This window comes from Streptosporangium sp. G12, from assembly GCF_052983175.1.
Genome location: NZ_JBRIQO010000014.1, coordinates 245,852 through 260,250, shown reverse-complemented (window position 1 = coordinate 260,250; position 14,399 = coordinate 245,852). Strand labels below are relative to the sequence as shown.

Annotated in this window: 15 protein-coding genes; 10 read left to right on the top strand and 5 right to left on the bottom strand. The window is 70.3% G+C overall.

The features are described 5' to 3' along the window. The coding region (locus ACVCAG_RS22695; RefSeq protein ID WP_440085453.1) for an alpha/beta fold hydrolase at positions 1–596 on the bottom strand (596 nt) is incomplete at its 3' end. Between the two features lie 108 nt (positions 597–704). Between ACVCAG_RS22695 and ACVCAG_RS22690 the strand changes: the two genes are divergently transcribed. The 5 genes from ACVCAG_RS22690 to ACVCAG_RS22670 all read left to right on the top strand — a co-directional run bounded on the left by ACVCAG_RS22690 (position 705) and on the right by ACVCAG_RS22670 (position 6,157). Next, positions 705–932, top strand: a complete 228-nt coding sequence (locus ACVCAG_RS22690; RefSeq protein WP_440085452.1) for a hypothetical protein — start codon at positions 705–707, stop codon at positions 930–932. A 231-nt stretch (positions 933–1,163) separates the two neighbouring features. Continuing rightward, a complete protein-coding gene (locus ACVCAG_RS22685; RefSeq protein ID WP_447190243.1) occupies positions 1,164–2,681 on the top strand; it encodes an FAD-dependent monooxygenase in 1,518 nt (505 codons plus the stop codon). A 48-nt stretch (positions 2,682–2,729) separates the two neighbouring features. Beyond that, the gene (locus tag ACVCAG_RS22680) at positions 2,730–3,362 is read left to right on the top strand and encodes a TetR/AcrR family transcriptional regulator (protein WP_447190242.1); all 633 of its coding nucleotides are present in this window, start codon (positions 2,730–2,732) and stop codon (positions 3,360–3,362) included. 897 nt (positions 3,363–4,259) lie between these two features. Continuing rightward, the gene (locus tag ACVCAG_RS22675; RefSeq protein ID WP_447190241.1) at positions 4,260–4,889 is read left to right on the top strand and encodes a TetR/AcrR family transcriptional regulator; all 630 of its coding nucleotides are present in this window, start codon (positions 4,260–4,262) and stop codon (positions 4,887–4,889) included. Beyond that, the gene (locus ACVCAG_RS22670) at positions 4,886–6,157 is read left to right on the top strand and encodes a nucleotide disphospho-sugar-binding domain-containing protein (protein ID WP_440085448.1); all 1,272 of its coding nucleotides are present in this window, start codon (positions 4,886–4,888) and stop codon (positions 6,155–6,157) included. The genes ACVCAG_RS22675 and ACVCAG_RS22670 overlap by 4 nt, the downstream gene beginning before the upstream one ends. A gap of 147 nt (positions 6,158–6,304) precedes the next feature. On the opposite strand, the gene ACVCAG_RS22665 is transcribed toward ACVCAG_RS22670, so the two are convergent. Beyond that, positions 6,305–7,543, bottom strand: a complete 1,239-nt coding sequence (locus ACVCAG_RS22665; RefSeq protein ID WP_440085447.1) for a cation:proton antiporter domain-containing protein — start codon at positions 7,541–7,543, stop codon at positions 6,305–6,307. Between the two features lie 217 nt (positions 7,544–7,760). On the opposite strand from ACVCAG_RS22665, the gene ACVCAG_RS22660 reads away from it, so the two are divergent. Both ACVCAG_RS22660 and ACVCAG_RS22655 read left to right on the top strand, forming a co-directional pair. Continuing rightward, positions 7,761–9,275: an FAD-dependent monooxygenase gene (locus ACVCAG_RS22660; RefSeq protein WP_447190240.1), complete on the top strand. Its 1,515-nt coding sequence runs from the start codon at positions 7,761–7,763 to the stop codon at positions 9,273–9,275. Next, on the top strand, positions 9,272–9,937 hold the full coding sequence (locus tag ACVCAG_RS22655) for a TetR/AcrR family transcriptional regulator C-terminal ligand-binding domain-containing protein (protein WP_440085445.1): 666 nt from the start codon (positions 9,272–9,274) through the stop codon (positions 9,935–9,937). Before ACVCAG_RS22660 ends, ACVCAG_RS22655 begins: the two co-directional genes overlap by 4 nt. On the opposite strand, the gene ACVCAG_RS22650 is transcribed toward ACVCAG_RS22655, so the two are convergent. Further along, positions 9,928–10,413: a MarR family transcriptional regulator gene (locus ACVCAG_RS22650; protein ID WP_440085444.1), complete on the bottom strand. Its 486-nt coding sequence runs from the start codon at positions 10,411–10,413 to the stop codon at positions 9,928–9,930. The two genes, ACVCAG_RS22655 and ACVCAG_RS22650, sit on opposite strands and share 10 nt — an antisense overlap. Before the next feature lie 49 nt (positions 10,414–10,462). Between ACVCAG_RS22650 and ACVCAG_RS22645 the strand changes: the two genes are divergently transcribed. Next, positions 10,463–11,380 (top strand): SDR family NAD(P)-dependent oxidoreductase, encoded by a 918-nt coding sequence (locus tag ACVCAG_RS22645; RefSeq protein WP_440085443.1) that lies wholly within the window; start codon positions 10,463–10,465, stop codon positions 11,378–11,380. 155 nt (positions 11,381–11,535) lie between these two features. On the opposite strand, the gene ACVCAG_RS22640 is transcribed toward ACVCAG_RS22645, so the two are convergent. Then, positions 11,536–12,684, bottom strand: a complete 1,149-nt coding sequence (locus tag ACVCAG_RS22640) for an FAD-dependent monooxygenase (protein ID WP_440085441.1) — start codon at positions 12,682–12,684, stop codon at positions 11,536–11,538. Position 12,685: 1 nt separating this feature from the next. Further along, the gene (locus tag ACVCAG_RS22635; RefSeq protein ID WP_440085440.1) at positions 12,686–13,153 is read right to left on the bottom strand and encodes a GbsR/MarR family transcriptional regulator; all 468 of its coding nucleotides are present in this window, start codon (positions 13,151–13,153) and stop codon (positions 12,686–12,688) included. A 385-nt stretch (positions 13,154–13,538) separates the two neighbouring features. Here ACVCAG_RS22635 and ACVCAG_RS22630 point away from each other — a divergent pair, with 385 nt between their 5' ends. Next, entirely contained in the window at positions 13,539–13,970 is a 432-nt protein-coding gene (locus ACVCAG_RS22630) for a hypothetical protein (protein ID WP_447190239.1), read from the top strand. After that, a complete protein-coding gene (locus ACVCAG_RS22625) occupies positions 13,970–14,197 on the top strand; it encodes a helix-turn-helix transcriptional regulator (RefSeq protein WP_447190238.1) in 228 nt (75 codons plus the stop codon). The genes ACVCAG_RS22630 and ACVCAG_RS22625 overlap by 1 nt, the downstream gene beginning before the upstream one ends. Positions 14,198–14,399: the final 202 nt, after the last annotated feature.

Below are 14,399 nucleotides of genomic sequence, written 5' to 3'. Positions count from 1 at the left end.
AGCGCGAGAAGTTCGGCCTGGTCGCGCTCGCTCAAGGCGGCCATGACCTGGCCGGCGGGCCGGGTGGACAGGTCACGCAGCAGCAACCGCAGTCCGGCCCGCGGCGCCGCGCGCATCAGCAGCCGCACCGCCGCCCAGGTCGCGGCTTCGACGCGGGCGTTGAACACCAGGCGGCCGCCCAGGCGGGTGCGCCGGTCCGGCCAGGGCAGGAAGGCGACCGCGCTTTGCAGGATCACCCGCTCCACCAGGTGCGGATGACGCGCCGCCATGGTGAGCGCGGTGCGACCGCCCGCCGAGACGCCCACCACCGCGGCGATGCGCTCGATGCCCAGGTGACGGCACAGATCCGCGGTGACGTCGGCAAAGGCGGCCGGTGTGGTGCCCGTGCTCGGCGGGGTTCGGCCGTATCCCGGGCGCGAGGGGATGAGTACTCGATACCCCGAGGTGGTGAAGACCTCCTCGCCCAGGGCCAGCCCAGCTCGCAGGTGACCTCCGTGGAAGATCACGACCGTCTGGGGGCCGTCGCCCTCCAGCCGGTACTCCACCGCGCCCGCCGCCAGGCGGGCGGTGCTCGTCTCTCGCTCCGAGGCCGTCATGGACCGAAATGCTCGCATGTGCCCGACGGCCGCATCACTGCTCATTGACGCATTCTCGAGGCCCCATCCTTTCCCCAAAATACTGAACTTTTGTTCAGTATGCTGAACATGCGTTTATACAGTGAGCTCACCGCGCGAGCCCGGATCGGGAACGCGGCCCTGGAACTGTTCGACTCCGAGGGCGTCACCCGGGTCCGCCCGCGCCGGGCCGGCATGCCCTGTGGCAGCCGCCCCACCGAGCCCGGCAACGGTCGCATCGGCCACCCACTGTGCCCGCGCGGACTGTTCTTCGTCGACGCCGCCCGCAACCTGTACGAGGTGACGTCCCCGGCCTGACCGGCCACCGCAGCGCCAACCGGCCGCCAGGGAACCCGGGACCGTCAGCCGGGACCGGCGGCACCGGACGGACCCGAGAGGGAGGCGGGTGCGGCCCGCCAGCCGCGCCGCTGCAAGTCGGCGGCGAACTCCTCAGGCCGACGAGATGTCGCGGCAGAGCGAGGGCTTGACCTCTCCCCCAGGTGAAGTTAGTCTCTAACATTAGTTAGTGGCTAACATTTGGGGGCTGAGATGGTGAACACGACAGTCGTGGTGGCTGGGGCGGGCCCGACGGGCCTTGCCCTGGCCTGCGGATTGCGGGCGGCCGGGGTGCGGGTCCGGGTGGTGGACAAGCTGGAGGGGCCATCGGCGACTTCGCGAGCACTCGGGTTGCAGCCGCGGGGCTCAGAAGTCCTGGACCGTCTTGGTGCCCTGGGGGACTTGCCGCAGCGGTCGGTGCACATCAGGCAGGTGATCACCCATGTCAACGGCGAGCCCATGGCACGGCTGAAGGTCGGCCAGCCCACCAAGCTGGTGACCAGGCCCGGCCTGATCGTTTCCCAGGCCGAAGTGGAGGCCCGGCTCCGGCACCGGCTCAGTGAACTGGGCGTCAAGGTGGAGTGGGGGCGCGAAGTACATGCCGCCGACCAGGACGGCCAGGGCGTGACCGTTCGTTTTGCCGACGGGCAGATGCGCGCCGACTGGCTGGTGGGATGCGACGGCGCACACAGCCGGGTGCGCAAAGCGGCAGGCATCGGGTTTCCCGGGGTTGCCGTGATTGAGCGTTTCCTGCTCGCGGACGTGCGAGCAGATCTATCTCTGCCCCGCGACGCAGTCTCGGTCTGGCTGCGAGGAGACCAGATGGTCGGCGCCTTTCCGCTGCCCGGTACCGACGTGTGGCGCCTGATGGCCCCCGCACCGGCGGATACCGCACCAGACATCGAGCCCGAGGGGTTGCTGGCCGTGCTCACCGGAGTGCTTCAAGACCATGCACGTCTTTCGGCCGCTGTAGTGCGCGAGACACTCTGGACCTCAACGTTCCGTATCCACCGCCGGCTGGCGTCAACCTACCGGCATGGCAGGATCCTGCTGGGCGGGGACGCGGCGCACATCCATAGCCCGTTCGGCGGGCAGGGCATGAACACCGGGCTGGGTGACGCCGAGAACCTGGCCTGGAAACTCGCTCTCGTCGCCACCGGCCGGGCCGGGGCTGCGCTGCTGGATACGTATCAGGCCGAGCGGCGGCCCATCGCACAAGAGGTGCTGGAGTCCACCAGCGCCATGACCCGCATCGTCGTCGGCGAGAGCGTACTCGCCCGGGCGGTGCGGGACCGGGTTTTTGTCCCGCTGATGAACCGGCCGCTGCTGCAGCGGCTGATCTGGGAGAAGTCTTCCCAGTTGAAGGTCAGCTACCGTAACGGGTCGCTGGCATCTCGCTCATTTCGGGGCTGGTCCGTCCGTGGCCCACACGCGGGCGACCGGGTGCCTGACGTTGAGTGCGCCCGGGAAGACGGCAGCCCGACGCGTCTGCATGCGGAACTCCGATCACGCTGGGCACTCCTCCTTCCCTCCCCAGAGCACCCCTGCGCAGCCACCGCCCGCCGGCACCTCGGCGAAACCGGCACCTTGACGGTGCTGATCCCTACCGCCACGCACGGCAGGCAGGTCATGCTGGTGCGGCCCGATGCCCATCTGGCCTGGCGTGGCACGTCCCCGGTCGCGCTGAGCCAGTGGTTGACACGCACGCTCGGCCACGACCACACCTGGTGATCACACCAGCTCCCGTGCCCGAACCACGTACCAGCAAGGAACGGAGATATGGCTGTGACCCCGTCCCCGTCCCCGACCGCGCCCACGGGCCTGCGCGAACGCAAGAAAGCCCAGACTCGCCGCACCATCCAGGAACAGGCCCTGAGGCTCTTCCTCAGCCAGGGATACGAGAACACCACCGTCGAGGAGATCGCGGCCGCCGCCGGGGTCTCCCACATGACCTTCTTCCGTCACTTCCCCACCAAAGAAGCCGTCGTCGAAAGCGACGACTACGACCCGATGATCGTCCGTCTCATCGAACAACGTCCCAAGGAGGAGGACCCGCTCACCGCCCTGCACCAGGCACTGGCCCACGGCCTGGCAGCCGTCTACGCCGCCGACAGGGAAGCACTCCTGGTCCGCACTCGCCTCATCGTGAAGACACCGGCGTTGCGCGCCCGCGTATGGGAGAACCAGTACGCCACCGAGCAGCTGTTCGCTCACGCCCTCGCGGCCCGTCTCCAGACAGAACCCACGCTGAGCACCCGCGTTCTGGCCGCAGCATCTCTCGCCGCCCTCACCACAGCGCTCACCTGCTGGGTGGACGGCGACGGCGCCGAAGACCTGCCTTCGCTGGTGGACCAGGCGTTCCTCACCCTGCGCGGGGCAGGCGCCATCCCCGCAGACCAGTTGGTGAAGTAAAGCCGGCCACCGGCCACTCGGCGCCTGCCGCCGGGTGCGAGCAGGCTGGTTGAGTTCGGCGACGGCCTCCGGGAAGGGCTTGAAGCCGCATCAGCATCAGTAGTGGCGCGCCCTGCACTTCGAGGTGGGTCACAAAGGAAGTGGCGGTACTCCTGCAGGTCCCAGCCCATGCCGGGCCCGCGCACCGCGGCGGGTGACGAACAACCGGCCTGCGGGTGCGCCCCTTGAAGAGCCGGGCAGCAGCAACTGTGCGCCGCCGGCGTCCCAGCACACGTCTCCAACACGTAGTCCTCGCGGTCCTCGCGGTCCTCGCGGTCCTCGCGGTCCTCGCGGTCCTCGCGGTCCTCGCGGTCCTCGCGCTCCTGGCTCCGGCGGTTGACTATGTCGATGAGAGGCGGAGCCGAACGTTGCCGACTGGCCCTCTTGATCGACCCGCCGGGAACCACCTCGGCAGCCCAGCCGGCTCGATGGCAGCCCCCGGCCTTCCTTCATAGACGAAGTCCCACCTCCAGGTGGAGCGGCCCGAGCGGAGCAAGGGACGACTACCTGGAGGTGGAGCGAGCGACGGCCATACTCGGCAACGAGGAAGGCCGAAGTAGCTCTCGAACTCGCCGAAAGATGTCCGGCTCGAGGGACGTGGCGCGGCTCTCGAAAAGACCGACGCTTGGCTCCCGCTGTCACCAACATAGCCAGGCGGCGGGCCTGGACCGGGCACCCTTCGCCTTGACCAGGCAGCAGCGCCCGCCGCCGGGCGAGCGGTGATCGTCTCTCGCTCCAGGGCCGTCATGGACCGCCATGCTCGCGTGCCCGGCGACGATCGCATAGCCGGTTCACCGACGGGCTTCGGACGTCTCGCCCCCTTCCCTCATGAATGAACGTTTGTTTAGTATGCTGAACATGCGTTTAGACAGTGAGCTCACCGCGCGGGCCCGGATCGGCACCGTGGCCCTGGAGCTGTTCGGCTCCGAGGGCGTCAACCGGGTGAGCATCCGGGCCATCGCCGCCAGGGCCGGGGTCTCGCCCGCCCTGGTGGTGCACCACTTCGGCTCCAAGGAGGGCCTGCGCGCGGCGTGCGACCAGTACGTGATCTCGCTGGTGCGCGGTGATCCCGATGACCCGGTCGAGTTGGGTGATGCCTCCGGTCTGGCCGCCATGCTGGAGGAGGCCGAACCGGTGCGGCGCTATCTGGCCCGTGCCTTCCTGGACGGCACCCCACAGGCGGCCGCGCTGTTCGACGAGATCGTGGAGACCACCGCCGCGTGGCTGGAACAGGGCGCCACCGAAGGATGGGTCCGCCCCACCGGCGACGCGCGGGCCCGCGCCGCTTTGTATGTGACCTGGCTGTTGGCGCCGCTGGCCTTCGGCGAGCACCTGTCACGGGTGCTGGGCGTGGCCGACCTGCACCAAACCGACGCGACCTTGCGCTACTCGCGCACCTCCCTGGACATGCTCACCCACGGCGTGTTCACCGACGAGCGCCTGCTCAATGCCTGGGACGCCGCCGCAGCGAAGCGGAGAACGCGATGAAGGTGCTCATTCTCACCCACGGCACCCGCGGCGACGTCCAGCCGTACGCCGCCCTGGCCCTGGCCCTGCAACAAGCCGGTCACCACGCGGTGCTGGCCGCCCCGGCCGCCTCGGCCGCCCTGGCCCAACCACACGGCCTGCCGTTCGCTCCGGTGCACGACGGCCCCAACACCCTCCTGGACGACCCCCGCATCCGTCAGGCGATCGAGACCAACTACCGCGGCCTGGCCGGCAAGAAGATCGCCTTGGAGGTGATGCGGGCCAGCAAGCCGCTGATGGCACGGGTGTTCGCCGACATGGTCGCCGTCGCCGGCAGCGACGTCGGCGGCGGCGCCGACCTCGTCGTACACGCCCCCAGCGTCCCGGGCCATCGCATCGCCGAGGCCCTGGGGGTGCCCGCCGTGGCGGCGCTGCTGCAGCCGGTGTGGGTGCCCACCGCGGCCTTTCCCAACCCGATGATCCCGCTGCCGCTGCCGCGGGCGCTGAACCGCGCCTCCTACCTGCCGTTCAAGGCGATGCTGCGCTCCTTCGGCGCGGTGGCCGACAAGACGCTCGACCTGCCCCGACGGCGCGGCCGCCACGACTTCCTGCGCCGCCCTGATGGCGGGGCGGCCACCGTGCTGCACGGCTTCAGCCGCCACCTGCTTCTCCCCGGCGCCGACTACCCCCCTCAGGTGCACACCACCGGGTTCTGGTTCCTGCCCGCCGCCCCCGCCTGGAGCCCGCCGCAGGAGTTGGCCACGTTCCTGGCTGATGGCCCGGCGCCGGTCTACATCGGGTTCGGCAGCATGGCCGGCACCGACCCCCACCGCATCGGCCGCATCGTCACCGACGCCATCCGCCTGACCGGCATGCGCGCAGTGCTGGTGTCCGGCTGGGGCGGCATCGCCGTCGACGACCAGCCCGCCCTGCCCAAGGAGGTGTTCCTGCTGGATCAGGCCCCGCACGACTGGCTGTTTCCCCGTATGGCCGCGATCGTCCACCACGGCGGCAGCGGCACCACCGGCGCGGCGCTGGCCTCGGGACGGCCGCAAGTCATCTGCCCCTTCGTCGCCGACCAGCCGTTCTGGGCCGCCCGCGCGCACGCCGCAGGCGTCGCCCCCGCACCACTGCCGCAACGCCACCTCACCGCGCAAGGACTCGCCACCGCGATCCGCCAGGCCACGGCCGAGGAGGCCATGGCCCAGCGCGCCGACCGACTTGCCCACGCCGTCCGCGACGAAGACGGCACAAAAGCCGCGATCACCGTCTTGGAGTCACTCACCTGATCACCCGCCCCACCCCGGCGTGACGTGTGTCTCGGCGGGGCGGGGCACCTCTCGCCGGCCGCGTCTGGCCGCCGGAGGGGGTGGCGGTCGAGGTCGACAGCACCGCGACACCGCCCGCTGAACTCGGCCAGGACGGCTCGGGCGACACTATGCCGGGTCACCGCTCTGCCCGCCGCCTCGCAGCCGGGTGCGGGCCCGGCGGACGGTGTCGTGCCAGGCGGGGGTCTCGCGCTCGTCGTCGAACCAGCGGGCCACCACGACGTCGGTGGAGGAGTGCAGCAGGATCGAGGCCACGATGGTCACGGCGACCAGGGTGAACACCTGCTCGGCCGCGGTGATGGCGGAGTTGAGCACGATCAACGCGTAGACGACCGAGGCGAAGCCCTTGGGGCCGAACCACATCACGGCCGCCACCTCCCGGGTGCCGAGCCCGGAGCGCAGGAAGGACAACCAGATGGCCAGCGGGCGGGCCAGCACCAGGGCCAGGATCGCGAACAGCCACCCCTGCCAGCCCACCGAGGCCAGCAGGGCCGGAGAGATGAGGGCGCCGAAGACCAGCAGCGCGGCCAGCTTCAGCAACTCCGCGACGAGCTCGCCGAACTGCTCGAACGACTCTCGCTGACGCTCCCCGAACGTCGCCACCGTGATCCCGGCGGAGAAGGCGGCCAAAAACAGGTTGCCGTGGGTGACCTTGCCCAGGGCCAGCACCAGCAGGCCGATGGCCACCGCGTTGAGCGGCTCGTAGTGGTGGGAGGCCGAGAACCAGCGGGTGCGCTCCAGCATGATGGCCGCCCACGGCACCGCGACGCCGATCAGCACGCCCAGGCCCAGCTCCAGGGCCAGCTCGCCCAGGTGCAGGTCGGCTGAGCCGGCCGCGACGGCGAGGAACACCATGACGAACGGCAGCGCCAGGCCGTCGTTGACGCCGGACTCCACGTTCAGCAGCTGGCGCAGCCGAGGCGGTACCCGCTCGTTGCCCACCAGCGCCGCGGCGAACACCGGGTCGGTGGGTGCCAGGATCGCCCCGATGAGCAGCGACTCGATCCAGCCCAGCCCGATGAGGTAGTGCGCCGCCAGCGCGGTGATGACCAGGGTGAGCGGCAGACCCCAGCCCAGCGCCCGGCCGGGCAGCCGCCAGGCGCTGCGCAGGTCGGCCCAGCCCACCCGCATGCCGTCGGTGAACAGCACCGCGAACAGTGCCAGCTCGGCGAGCGTTGCCACCATCGGATCGCCCGGGGTCAGCGGGATGAGCCCGCTGACCCCGTCACCCAGAACGAATCCGGCCAGCAGGAACAGCGCGGCGGTCGACAGGATCGTGCGGTTGGCCAGGTTGGAGATGAGAACCGCGAGCAGCAACAGCGCGGAGAAGGCGAGCAGCAGGGTCATCGGCGGGCTCCGGTCCGGTCGGGGACGTGTGAGAAGAACTGCCGACCAGACTTCCCGGCGCACCGCCGCACACCTTAACAACTTCGCTCGAGCACCGACACGCCGCCCATCGACAAAGATCGCGGGCTTCCCTGCGGTAGGTGGGCCGGTCTGGACAACCGGGTCACCAGCAACTAATTTATTAACGGAACGGTACCGTTAATAAATCGGAGCAGCGATGACACCCCCCGAGGTGCTGATCGTGGGTGCGGGCCCGGCAGGCCTGACACTGGCATGTGGCCTGCGCCTGCACGGCGTACCGGTACGCGTGATCGACAAGGCGGCGGGCCCGGCCGTGACGTCGCGCGCCAACTTCCTGCACGCCCGCGGCGCCGAGGTGCTCGACCGGATCGGTGCCCTCGGCGCGCTGCCCGAGCGGGCGATCTCCGCGCTCACCATCACCGTGCACGCGGGCGGCGCACCGATCAGCACCCTGCGCTTCGGCGACGCGGGCCTGCGCACCTCCCGTCCGGCGCTGCTGGTCTCCCAGGCTGCCGTGGAGGCCGAGCTGCGCGGCCGCCTGGCCGAGCTGGGGGTCACGGTGCAGTGGAACACCGCGCTGGTCGAGGCGTCCGCCGACGACGACGGCGTCACCGCCGTCCTGGCCGACGGCCGCAGCGTGCGGGCCGGCTGGCTGGTCGGATGTGACGGCGCGCACAGCACGGTACGCAAACTGGCCGGCATCGGCTTTCCCGGAGTGGCCGTCGCCGACCAGTGGCTTTTGGCCGACGTCCACGCCGACGGCATGCCGGAGCGCTCCGGCTCGCACGGCTGGCTGCACCGCGACGGCCTGCTGGGCGCCCTGCCGATGCGCGACAGCAGCACCGGCCGAGATGACCTGTGGCGGCTGATGGCCTACCTGCCCGGCGCGAAAGACGAGAAGATGGACCAGCGCCAGGTCGTGGAGTACCTGCATGCGGCGGTTCCCGAGCGCACCGGGCTCAGCGACTTTCACATCCGCGACACCGTGTGGACGTCGCTGTTTCGCATCCACCGCAGGCTGGCCGAGGACTACCGGCGCGGGCGCGTCCTGCTCGCCGGCGACGCGGCGCACATTCACAGCCCGATGGGCGGCCAGGGCATGCTCACCGGTATCGGGGATGCCGAGAACCTGGCCTGGAAACTCGCCCTCGTCGCCCGCGGCCGGGCGGGCGAAGCGCTGCTGGACACCTACCAGGCCGAACGCCGCCCGCTGGCGGCCGAGGTGCTGCGCACCACGAGCGCCAACACCCGCTTCCAGGCCGGGGACGGAGCGCTGATGCGCTTCCTTCGCGAACGGGTGATGGCGCCCCTGCTCAACCGGCCGTGGGTGCAACGCTGGGCGACAGCGGTCGCCTCGCAGCTGTGGGTGAGCTACCGCCGCGGCCCGCTGGCCGGCGCGGGGTCGAGGTTCGGGCGCCGTCCGCAGCCCGGTGACCGGGTGGCCGACATGCGCTGCCGGCGCCCCGACGGCGGGGTGACCCGGCTGCACGCCGAGCTGGGCGGGCACTGGGTGCTGCTGAATCCCGGCAGCGTCGACGCCGAGAGCGCCGGGACATGGCTGGGCGAGCACGTCACCACGCTGACCGCCGACGGCGTGGACCAGACGATGCTGATCCGGCCCGACGCCCACCTGGCCTGGCGTGGCCGGACCGGCTCCGACGGGCTGCGACGATGGCTGGCAGGCGCCCTGGAGAGCGGGAGGACACGATGACCGGCACCGGCGGCACCGGCACCAGCGGTGCGCCTGGCCGGGGCCGAGGCCGCCCCCGGGACCCGCAGACGGACGCGGCGATCCTGCGCGCCGCCCTGGAGGTGTTCGTCGAGCGCGGGGTGGAGGGGTCGAGCATCGAGCAGATCGCCCAGCGCGCGTCGGTGGGCAAGCTGACGGTCTACCGGCGCTGGGACTCCAAGGAGAAACTCCTGGCCCAGGCCATCGAATCGGCCCGCGGTGACATCGCAGAACCCCCGGCCGGCGACCTTCCCGACCAGCCCATCGCCGACCTGATCGAGCGCATGCTGCCCACGCTGGCCGAGACGCTGGCCTCCCCAGGCTTTCGCGCCCTGATCGCCCGTGTTCTCGGATCGGCCATCAGCCACCCGGCCCTGATGGCCACCTACTGGGAGCACTACATCCTGCCCCGGCGCCACGCCACGCGCCTGTTGTTGGAGCGAGCCGTCCACCAGGGCGTCCTGGACGCCGGCACCGACATCGACGCACTGATGGACATGACGGTCGGCGCGGTGACCTACCGCCTGCTCCAGCCCGGCCCGCTGGATGCCACCGAGATGGAAAGATACCTGCGAGGCATCTACCGCCAAGCCGGCCTGCTCACCCCCGAGAGGTCCAGGAGGGGTGATCTCGATCAGGGGTGAGCGCCGTCGTCCGGCCGATGCGCGAGGCCGGCTCTTTCGGCGTCCCATCGGTCGAGGAGCGTGGGGAACTCCCGTGCCATGAACCCGTACATGTCACGCATGAGTTCAAGCCGTGCCCGGGCGGTGGGGTGCTCGCCCACCGCGTCGAGGCCTTGCTCGGCCAGCTCGGCGAAGGCGGTGAACTCGGCCATCTTCGCCCGGAACGCGCGACCGAAGACGTCCTCGGCAAGCCGATAATGATCTCGCCGCGCCCGCGGAGGGCGGTAGCGCTCGATGAGCCCGCCCTGCTCCAGCCGGCGCAGGGCCACACTCATGCTGCTCTTGGCCACACCGAGCCTCTCGCAGAGCCCGGGGGCATCGGCGGCTTCGCCGGTGTCGGCGAGCAGGCATCCGACCACGCGGCCGGATGTGCGGCTGAGCCCCAATCGCTCAAAGTACAACCCCGCGCTTTCCACGAACTCCTCGACGGTCGCCATACGACCATTCTATGTTGTTCGGAACGTTCCGAACATTTAGAGTCGTCGTATGTCTCCCACAGAATCTCTCACCATCGCGATCACGGGCGCCAACTCCGGGATCGGCCTGCGGGCCGCACAACGGCTGGCCGCGGACGGCCACCGGATCCTGGCCCTGTGCCGCGACCCGCACCGGGGCCGCGCCGCACTGGAAACGATCAACGCCGGCGCCGCACACCCCGCGACCCTCGTCATGGCCGACCTGTCGTCCCCGGAGTCTGTCGTCGCGGCAGCCGATCACATCTCCCGCCAGACCGATCACCTCGACGTTCTGATCAACAACGCCGCGGTGTTCGACCAGAGCATGCGCAGGCCCGCGTTCACCGCATCCGGCCACGAACTGTTCTGGGCGACCAATCACCTGGGCCCCTTCCAGCTCACCGCGCACCTCAGCCCGCTGCTCGCCGCCGCGCCCCGCCCCCGGGTGATCAACGTCGCGAGCAAGGGGCTGATCACCATGCCACGCATCGCGATCCGCTTCGACCAGCTCGACGACCCCGGCTGGTACAGCCCGACCAGGGCCTACTACCACGCCAAGCTGGCCCAGATCATGACCACCTACTCGCTGGCCCTGCGGGCCCGCGGCACCCTGGACGTCGCCTGCGTCCGCGTACCCGCCGTACGGCTCGACGCCGACCGCGTCGCCGCCCTGCCGTGGGCCCTGCGAGCGCTGTACGCGCCCAAGAACCGGCTCGCGATCCCCGCGGAGCGCCTGGGCGAGACCTACGCGGCGCTGGCCACCCGAACCACCACCTGGCAGGAGCACTCCGAGACCACGGCACAGGGCAGATCCGCGCTGCGCGGCGTCTACCTGGATGAAAAGCTCAGGCCGGTCGACGCCCCTGCCTTCACCTACGACGCCCACGCCCGTGAGCGGCTGTGGACGATGTCCCAGAACGCCGCCGGCGGCCCGTCCTGGGCCTGGTGAAAAACCGTGTCCACCGTAATCGGCGACCCGCTCCGGGCCATCGGGCCACCACTGCGTGCCCGCCGTCGTTCACGAACGATCTCGCAGGTCATCGTCCTGGACCCGATCCAGGCTGGATATGGCCGCGGCACCCCGCTCCGGCCCGGCACGATCCCCTAGAGGGGAAGCCGCGGCGGCCTCCACTCCCACACCGGGGCGAGAGCTTGGGCGGCCAGCGCGGGCCAGCGCGAGGAGGGAACCAGACGCAGGACCGTCGTCCGCAGGTGGTAGCCGACGGCGTTGCCCGAGGTCGATCCCAGGCCCTTCGCACGCGCCTGTTTGACGATGGTCTGGGTGCGGGGACGTCGTTGCTCGTCGTAGCGGGCCAGTGCCGCAGGGATGTCGTCGCCGCTCTCGGCGAGGGCGGCGGCGAGCACGACGGCGTCCTCCAGCGATTGGGCGGCGCCCTGGGCCATGTCGGGGTGCATCGCGTGGGCGGCGTCGCCGAGCAGCACCACCCTTCCGCGTACGTAGCCGCTCAGGGGGTCCAGGTCGGTGATGTCGTGGTGCAAGACCGCCTCAGGCGCGGTCGCCTCCAGCAGACGAGGGATCGGGTCGTGCCAGTGGCCGACGCGGCGGCGCACCTCGGCGAGCTCGTCGTCGTGGCGCAACCCAGGCCGGTCGGCGCGAGCCCCCAGCGCCCAGTACACCCGGCCGCGACCGACCGGCATGGCCAGGAAGTACTGGCCGCGGCCCAGGGTCATGGCGGCGTCGACGCCGTCGGCGTGGGCGATGCCCCGCCAGACCGTGTTGCCCCAAAACCGCGGGCCGGGTGCCTCGGGCCACAGCAGATGCCGAACCGTACTGTGCACTCCGTCGGCGGCCACGACCAGGTCGGCTCTCAGTTCCTCGGTGCCGTAGCTGACGGTGACCTGGTCGGCGTCCTGCCGGACGGCGGTCACGTGCGCACCGGTGCGCACCCACCCGTCGGGCACCGCGTCCATGAGCACCCGGTGCAGGTCGGCGCGGTGAAAGCCGAGCAGCGGGCTGGCGGTGCCGGGCAGCGCGCGGGCGATGTGGCCGCCGGAGGGGGTACGCAGGTTGAAGATGCCGTGAAACGGCGTACCGGCGGCCCGCGCCTGATCGGCGACCCCGAGTTCGGCCAGGGCACGCAGGGCGTTGGGCGACTGGGACATTCCGGCGCCGATCTCTCCGAGCTCGGGGCTGCGCTCCAGTACGGTCGCCATCCAGCCGATACGCCGCAACCCGATGGCGGCGGCCAGGCCGCCGATGCCACCGCCGACCACCACGACCTTCCCGGTCATATCAGCTCTCCTTAGGGAGGGCGGGAGACGGTGCGTCATCGAACACCTTCGCCATCCAGTCGAAGATGTGATGTGCCTCGCGGATCCGCGCCGCCCGCGCCGATCCCGGGCCGACAAGGTCCAGGCCGTCGCCGGCGACCTCGCGAAACGCGGCCAGGGTTTCGATCTGGCGCCGCACGACCCTCTCCCAGGCGCCGTCCTGCACCCGGTAGTAGGCGGTGCGCTCGCCGGGCCGGGTGCGTCGGCTGACGAACCCCATGGTCAGCAGCACCCGCATGTTCGTGGTCAGGGCCGCGCGGCTGGCCCCGATCGCCTGGCTGATCTGCCCGGCCGACTGCTCGGGCGGATCGCAGATCATCAGCCAGCCCAGAACGCGTCCCGCGACCGGCGGCAGGCCGTCGGCGGTGAGGAACATCGCCACCCGCTCGACCCAGTCCAGCACCTCCTGGTGATCCGCCTCACGCGCCATGTCCACCACATCCTCCACAAAGTCAGTAATTTCACAATTATAAAGCTATTTCACAATATTGTGAAATAGGAGGAAGGGAAAGCCGGGAAGATGCCTCAGTACACCGGAGGAGCCCTTCAGGGACCGGGCTGCCTGAAGCCGCTCGGCCCACCCGGCTTCCCGCTTCGGCGAACTTCTGCGCTGTCGACTCGACACTCATGCCTACCGGCATGGATCTCGTCATCGGCCCGCCGGAGCGAGGCGGCCGTCCCTTCGTGTGTCTTCACTCCGTCTCACGCTCCAGACGGCCTCTCCCCCATGGCGCAAGAAAAAGCGACTTGCAGGTTATGTTTTGAGTAGTTTAAGATTCTTAGTGAGTAGTATACGTTACTTGAATGGAGTGATCATGACCTCGCCACCGATCAGTCCCGGCCGCGCCCGGCGAAGCCGGCTGTTCGACGGCGCGTTGTTCGCCTGGGGAGTCGCCGCCGCGGTGAACCTCGTCGCCGCGGGCGTCAACGATGCCCAGCGAGGTGACGGTTGGCCACAGGGGCTGGAGCTGGTCTACCTGTTGTCATTCCTGCTGGCCGTCCCGGCGCTGGCCGTGGCGCTGTGGGCGAAGGTGACGTTGAAGCGCATGGGTGTGGTCGTCGAGGACGAGCGCACGGTAAGCGCCAACCGCCACGCCTCCGCCGTCGCGCTGAGCGGTGCGCTGGCCGTCCAGCTCCCGTACTTCTTCAGCCTGACGACGGCCTCCGCCGCCCAGGCGAAATTCACCGTCGCGGCGGCGCTGGTGAGCTACGGCGCGGCTCGGTTGTGGCTCAACCGGGAGGCATGATGCGCGGCGTCGATGGCGATCATCCACTGCGTAATCGAATCAAGGTGGCCCGGGCTCAGCACGATCTGACCCAGGAACAGCTCGCCGACCTGGTGGGAGTCACGCGAAAGACGATCAACACCGTGGAGACGGGCAAGTTCGTGCCCTCCACCGTGCTGGCGCTCAAACTGGCGCGGGTTCTGCACACCACCGTCGAAGAGCTGTTCTACCTGGCCGGCGCCGAGTGAAGGAATCGCATATGTGCAGCCACGCCATACGTACAGGCCTCGCCGCAATGGCCGCACTCGCCTCCTGGCCGCCGGAGCGCCCGCCACCGCCGCTGTCTCCCCTCATTGTCCGGTACCGGGCCGCGCCTCCCCCCGTTGACATGGGGCCTGTGCCCTCCCGCGGCGCAGCCCGCTCACCCGCGCCAGCGGTGCGCCGACCTAC

Coding starts and splice junctions, on each gene's coding strand:
- ACVCAG_RS22690 (WP_440085452.1), top strand. CDS start 705: ATGCGTTTATACAGTGAGCTCACCGCGCGAGCCCGGATCGGGAACGCG.
- ACVCAG_RS22685 (WP_447190243.1), top strand. CDS start 1,164: ATGGTGAACACGACAGTCGTGGTGGCTGGGGCGGGCCCGACGGGCCTT.
- ACVCAG_RS22680 (WP_447190242.1), top strand. CDS start 2,730: ATGGCTGTGACCCCGTCCCCGTCCCCGACCGCGCCCACGGGCCTGCGC.
- ACVCAG_RS22675 (WP_447190241.1), top strand. CDS start 4,260: ATGCGTTTAGACAGTGAGCTCACCGCGCGGGCCCGGATCGGCACCGTG.
- ACVCAG_RS22670 (WP_440085448.1), top strand. CDS start 4,886: ATGAAGGTGCTCATTCTCACCCACGGCACCCGCGGCGACGTCCAGCCG.
- ACVCAG_RS22665 (WP_440085447.1), bottom strand. CDS start 7,543: ATGACCCTGCTGCTCGCCTTCTCCGCGCTGTTGCTGCTCGCGGTTCTC.
- ACVCAG_RS22660 (WP_447190240.1), top strand. CDS start 7,761: ATGACACCCCCCGAGGTGCTGATCGTGGGTGCGGGCCCGGCAGGCCTG.
- ACVCAG_RS22655 (WP_440085445.1), top strand. CDS start 9,272: ATGACCGGCACCGGCGGCACCGGCACCAGCGGTGCGCCTGGCCGGGGC.
- ACVCAG_RS22650 (WP_440085444.1), bottom strand. CDS start 10,413: ATGGCGACCGTCGAGGAGTTCGTGGAAAGCGCGGGGTTGTACTTTGAG.
- ACVCAG_RS22645 (WP_440085443.1), top strand. CDS start 10,463: ATGTCTCCCACAGAATCTCTCACCATCGCGATCACGGGCGCCAACTCC.
- ACVCAG_RS22640 (WP_440085441.1), bottom strand. CDS start 12,684: ATGACCGGGAAGGTCGTGGTGGTCGGCGGTGGCATCGGCGGCCTGGCC.
- ACVCAG_RS22635 (WP_440085440.1), bottom strand. CDS start 13,153: ATGGCGCGTGAGGCGGATCACCAGGAGGTGCTGGACTGGGTCGAGCGG.
- ACVCAG_RS22630 (WP_447190239.1), top strand. CDS start 13,539: ATGACCTCGCCACCGATCAGTCCCGGCCGCGCCCGGCGAAGCCGGCTG.
- ACVCAG_RS22625 (WP_447190238.1), top strand. CDS start 13,970: ATGCGCGGCGTCGATGGCGATCATCCACTGCGTAATCGAATCAAGGTG.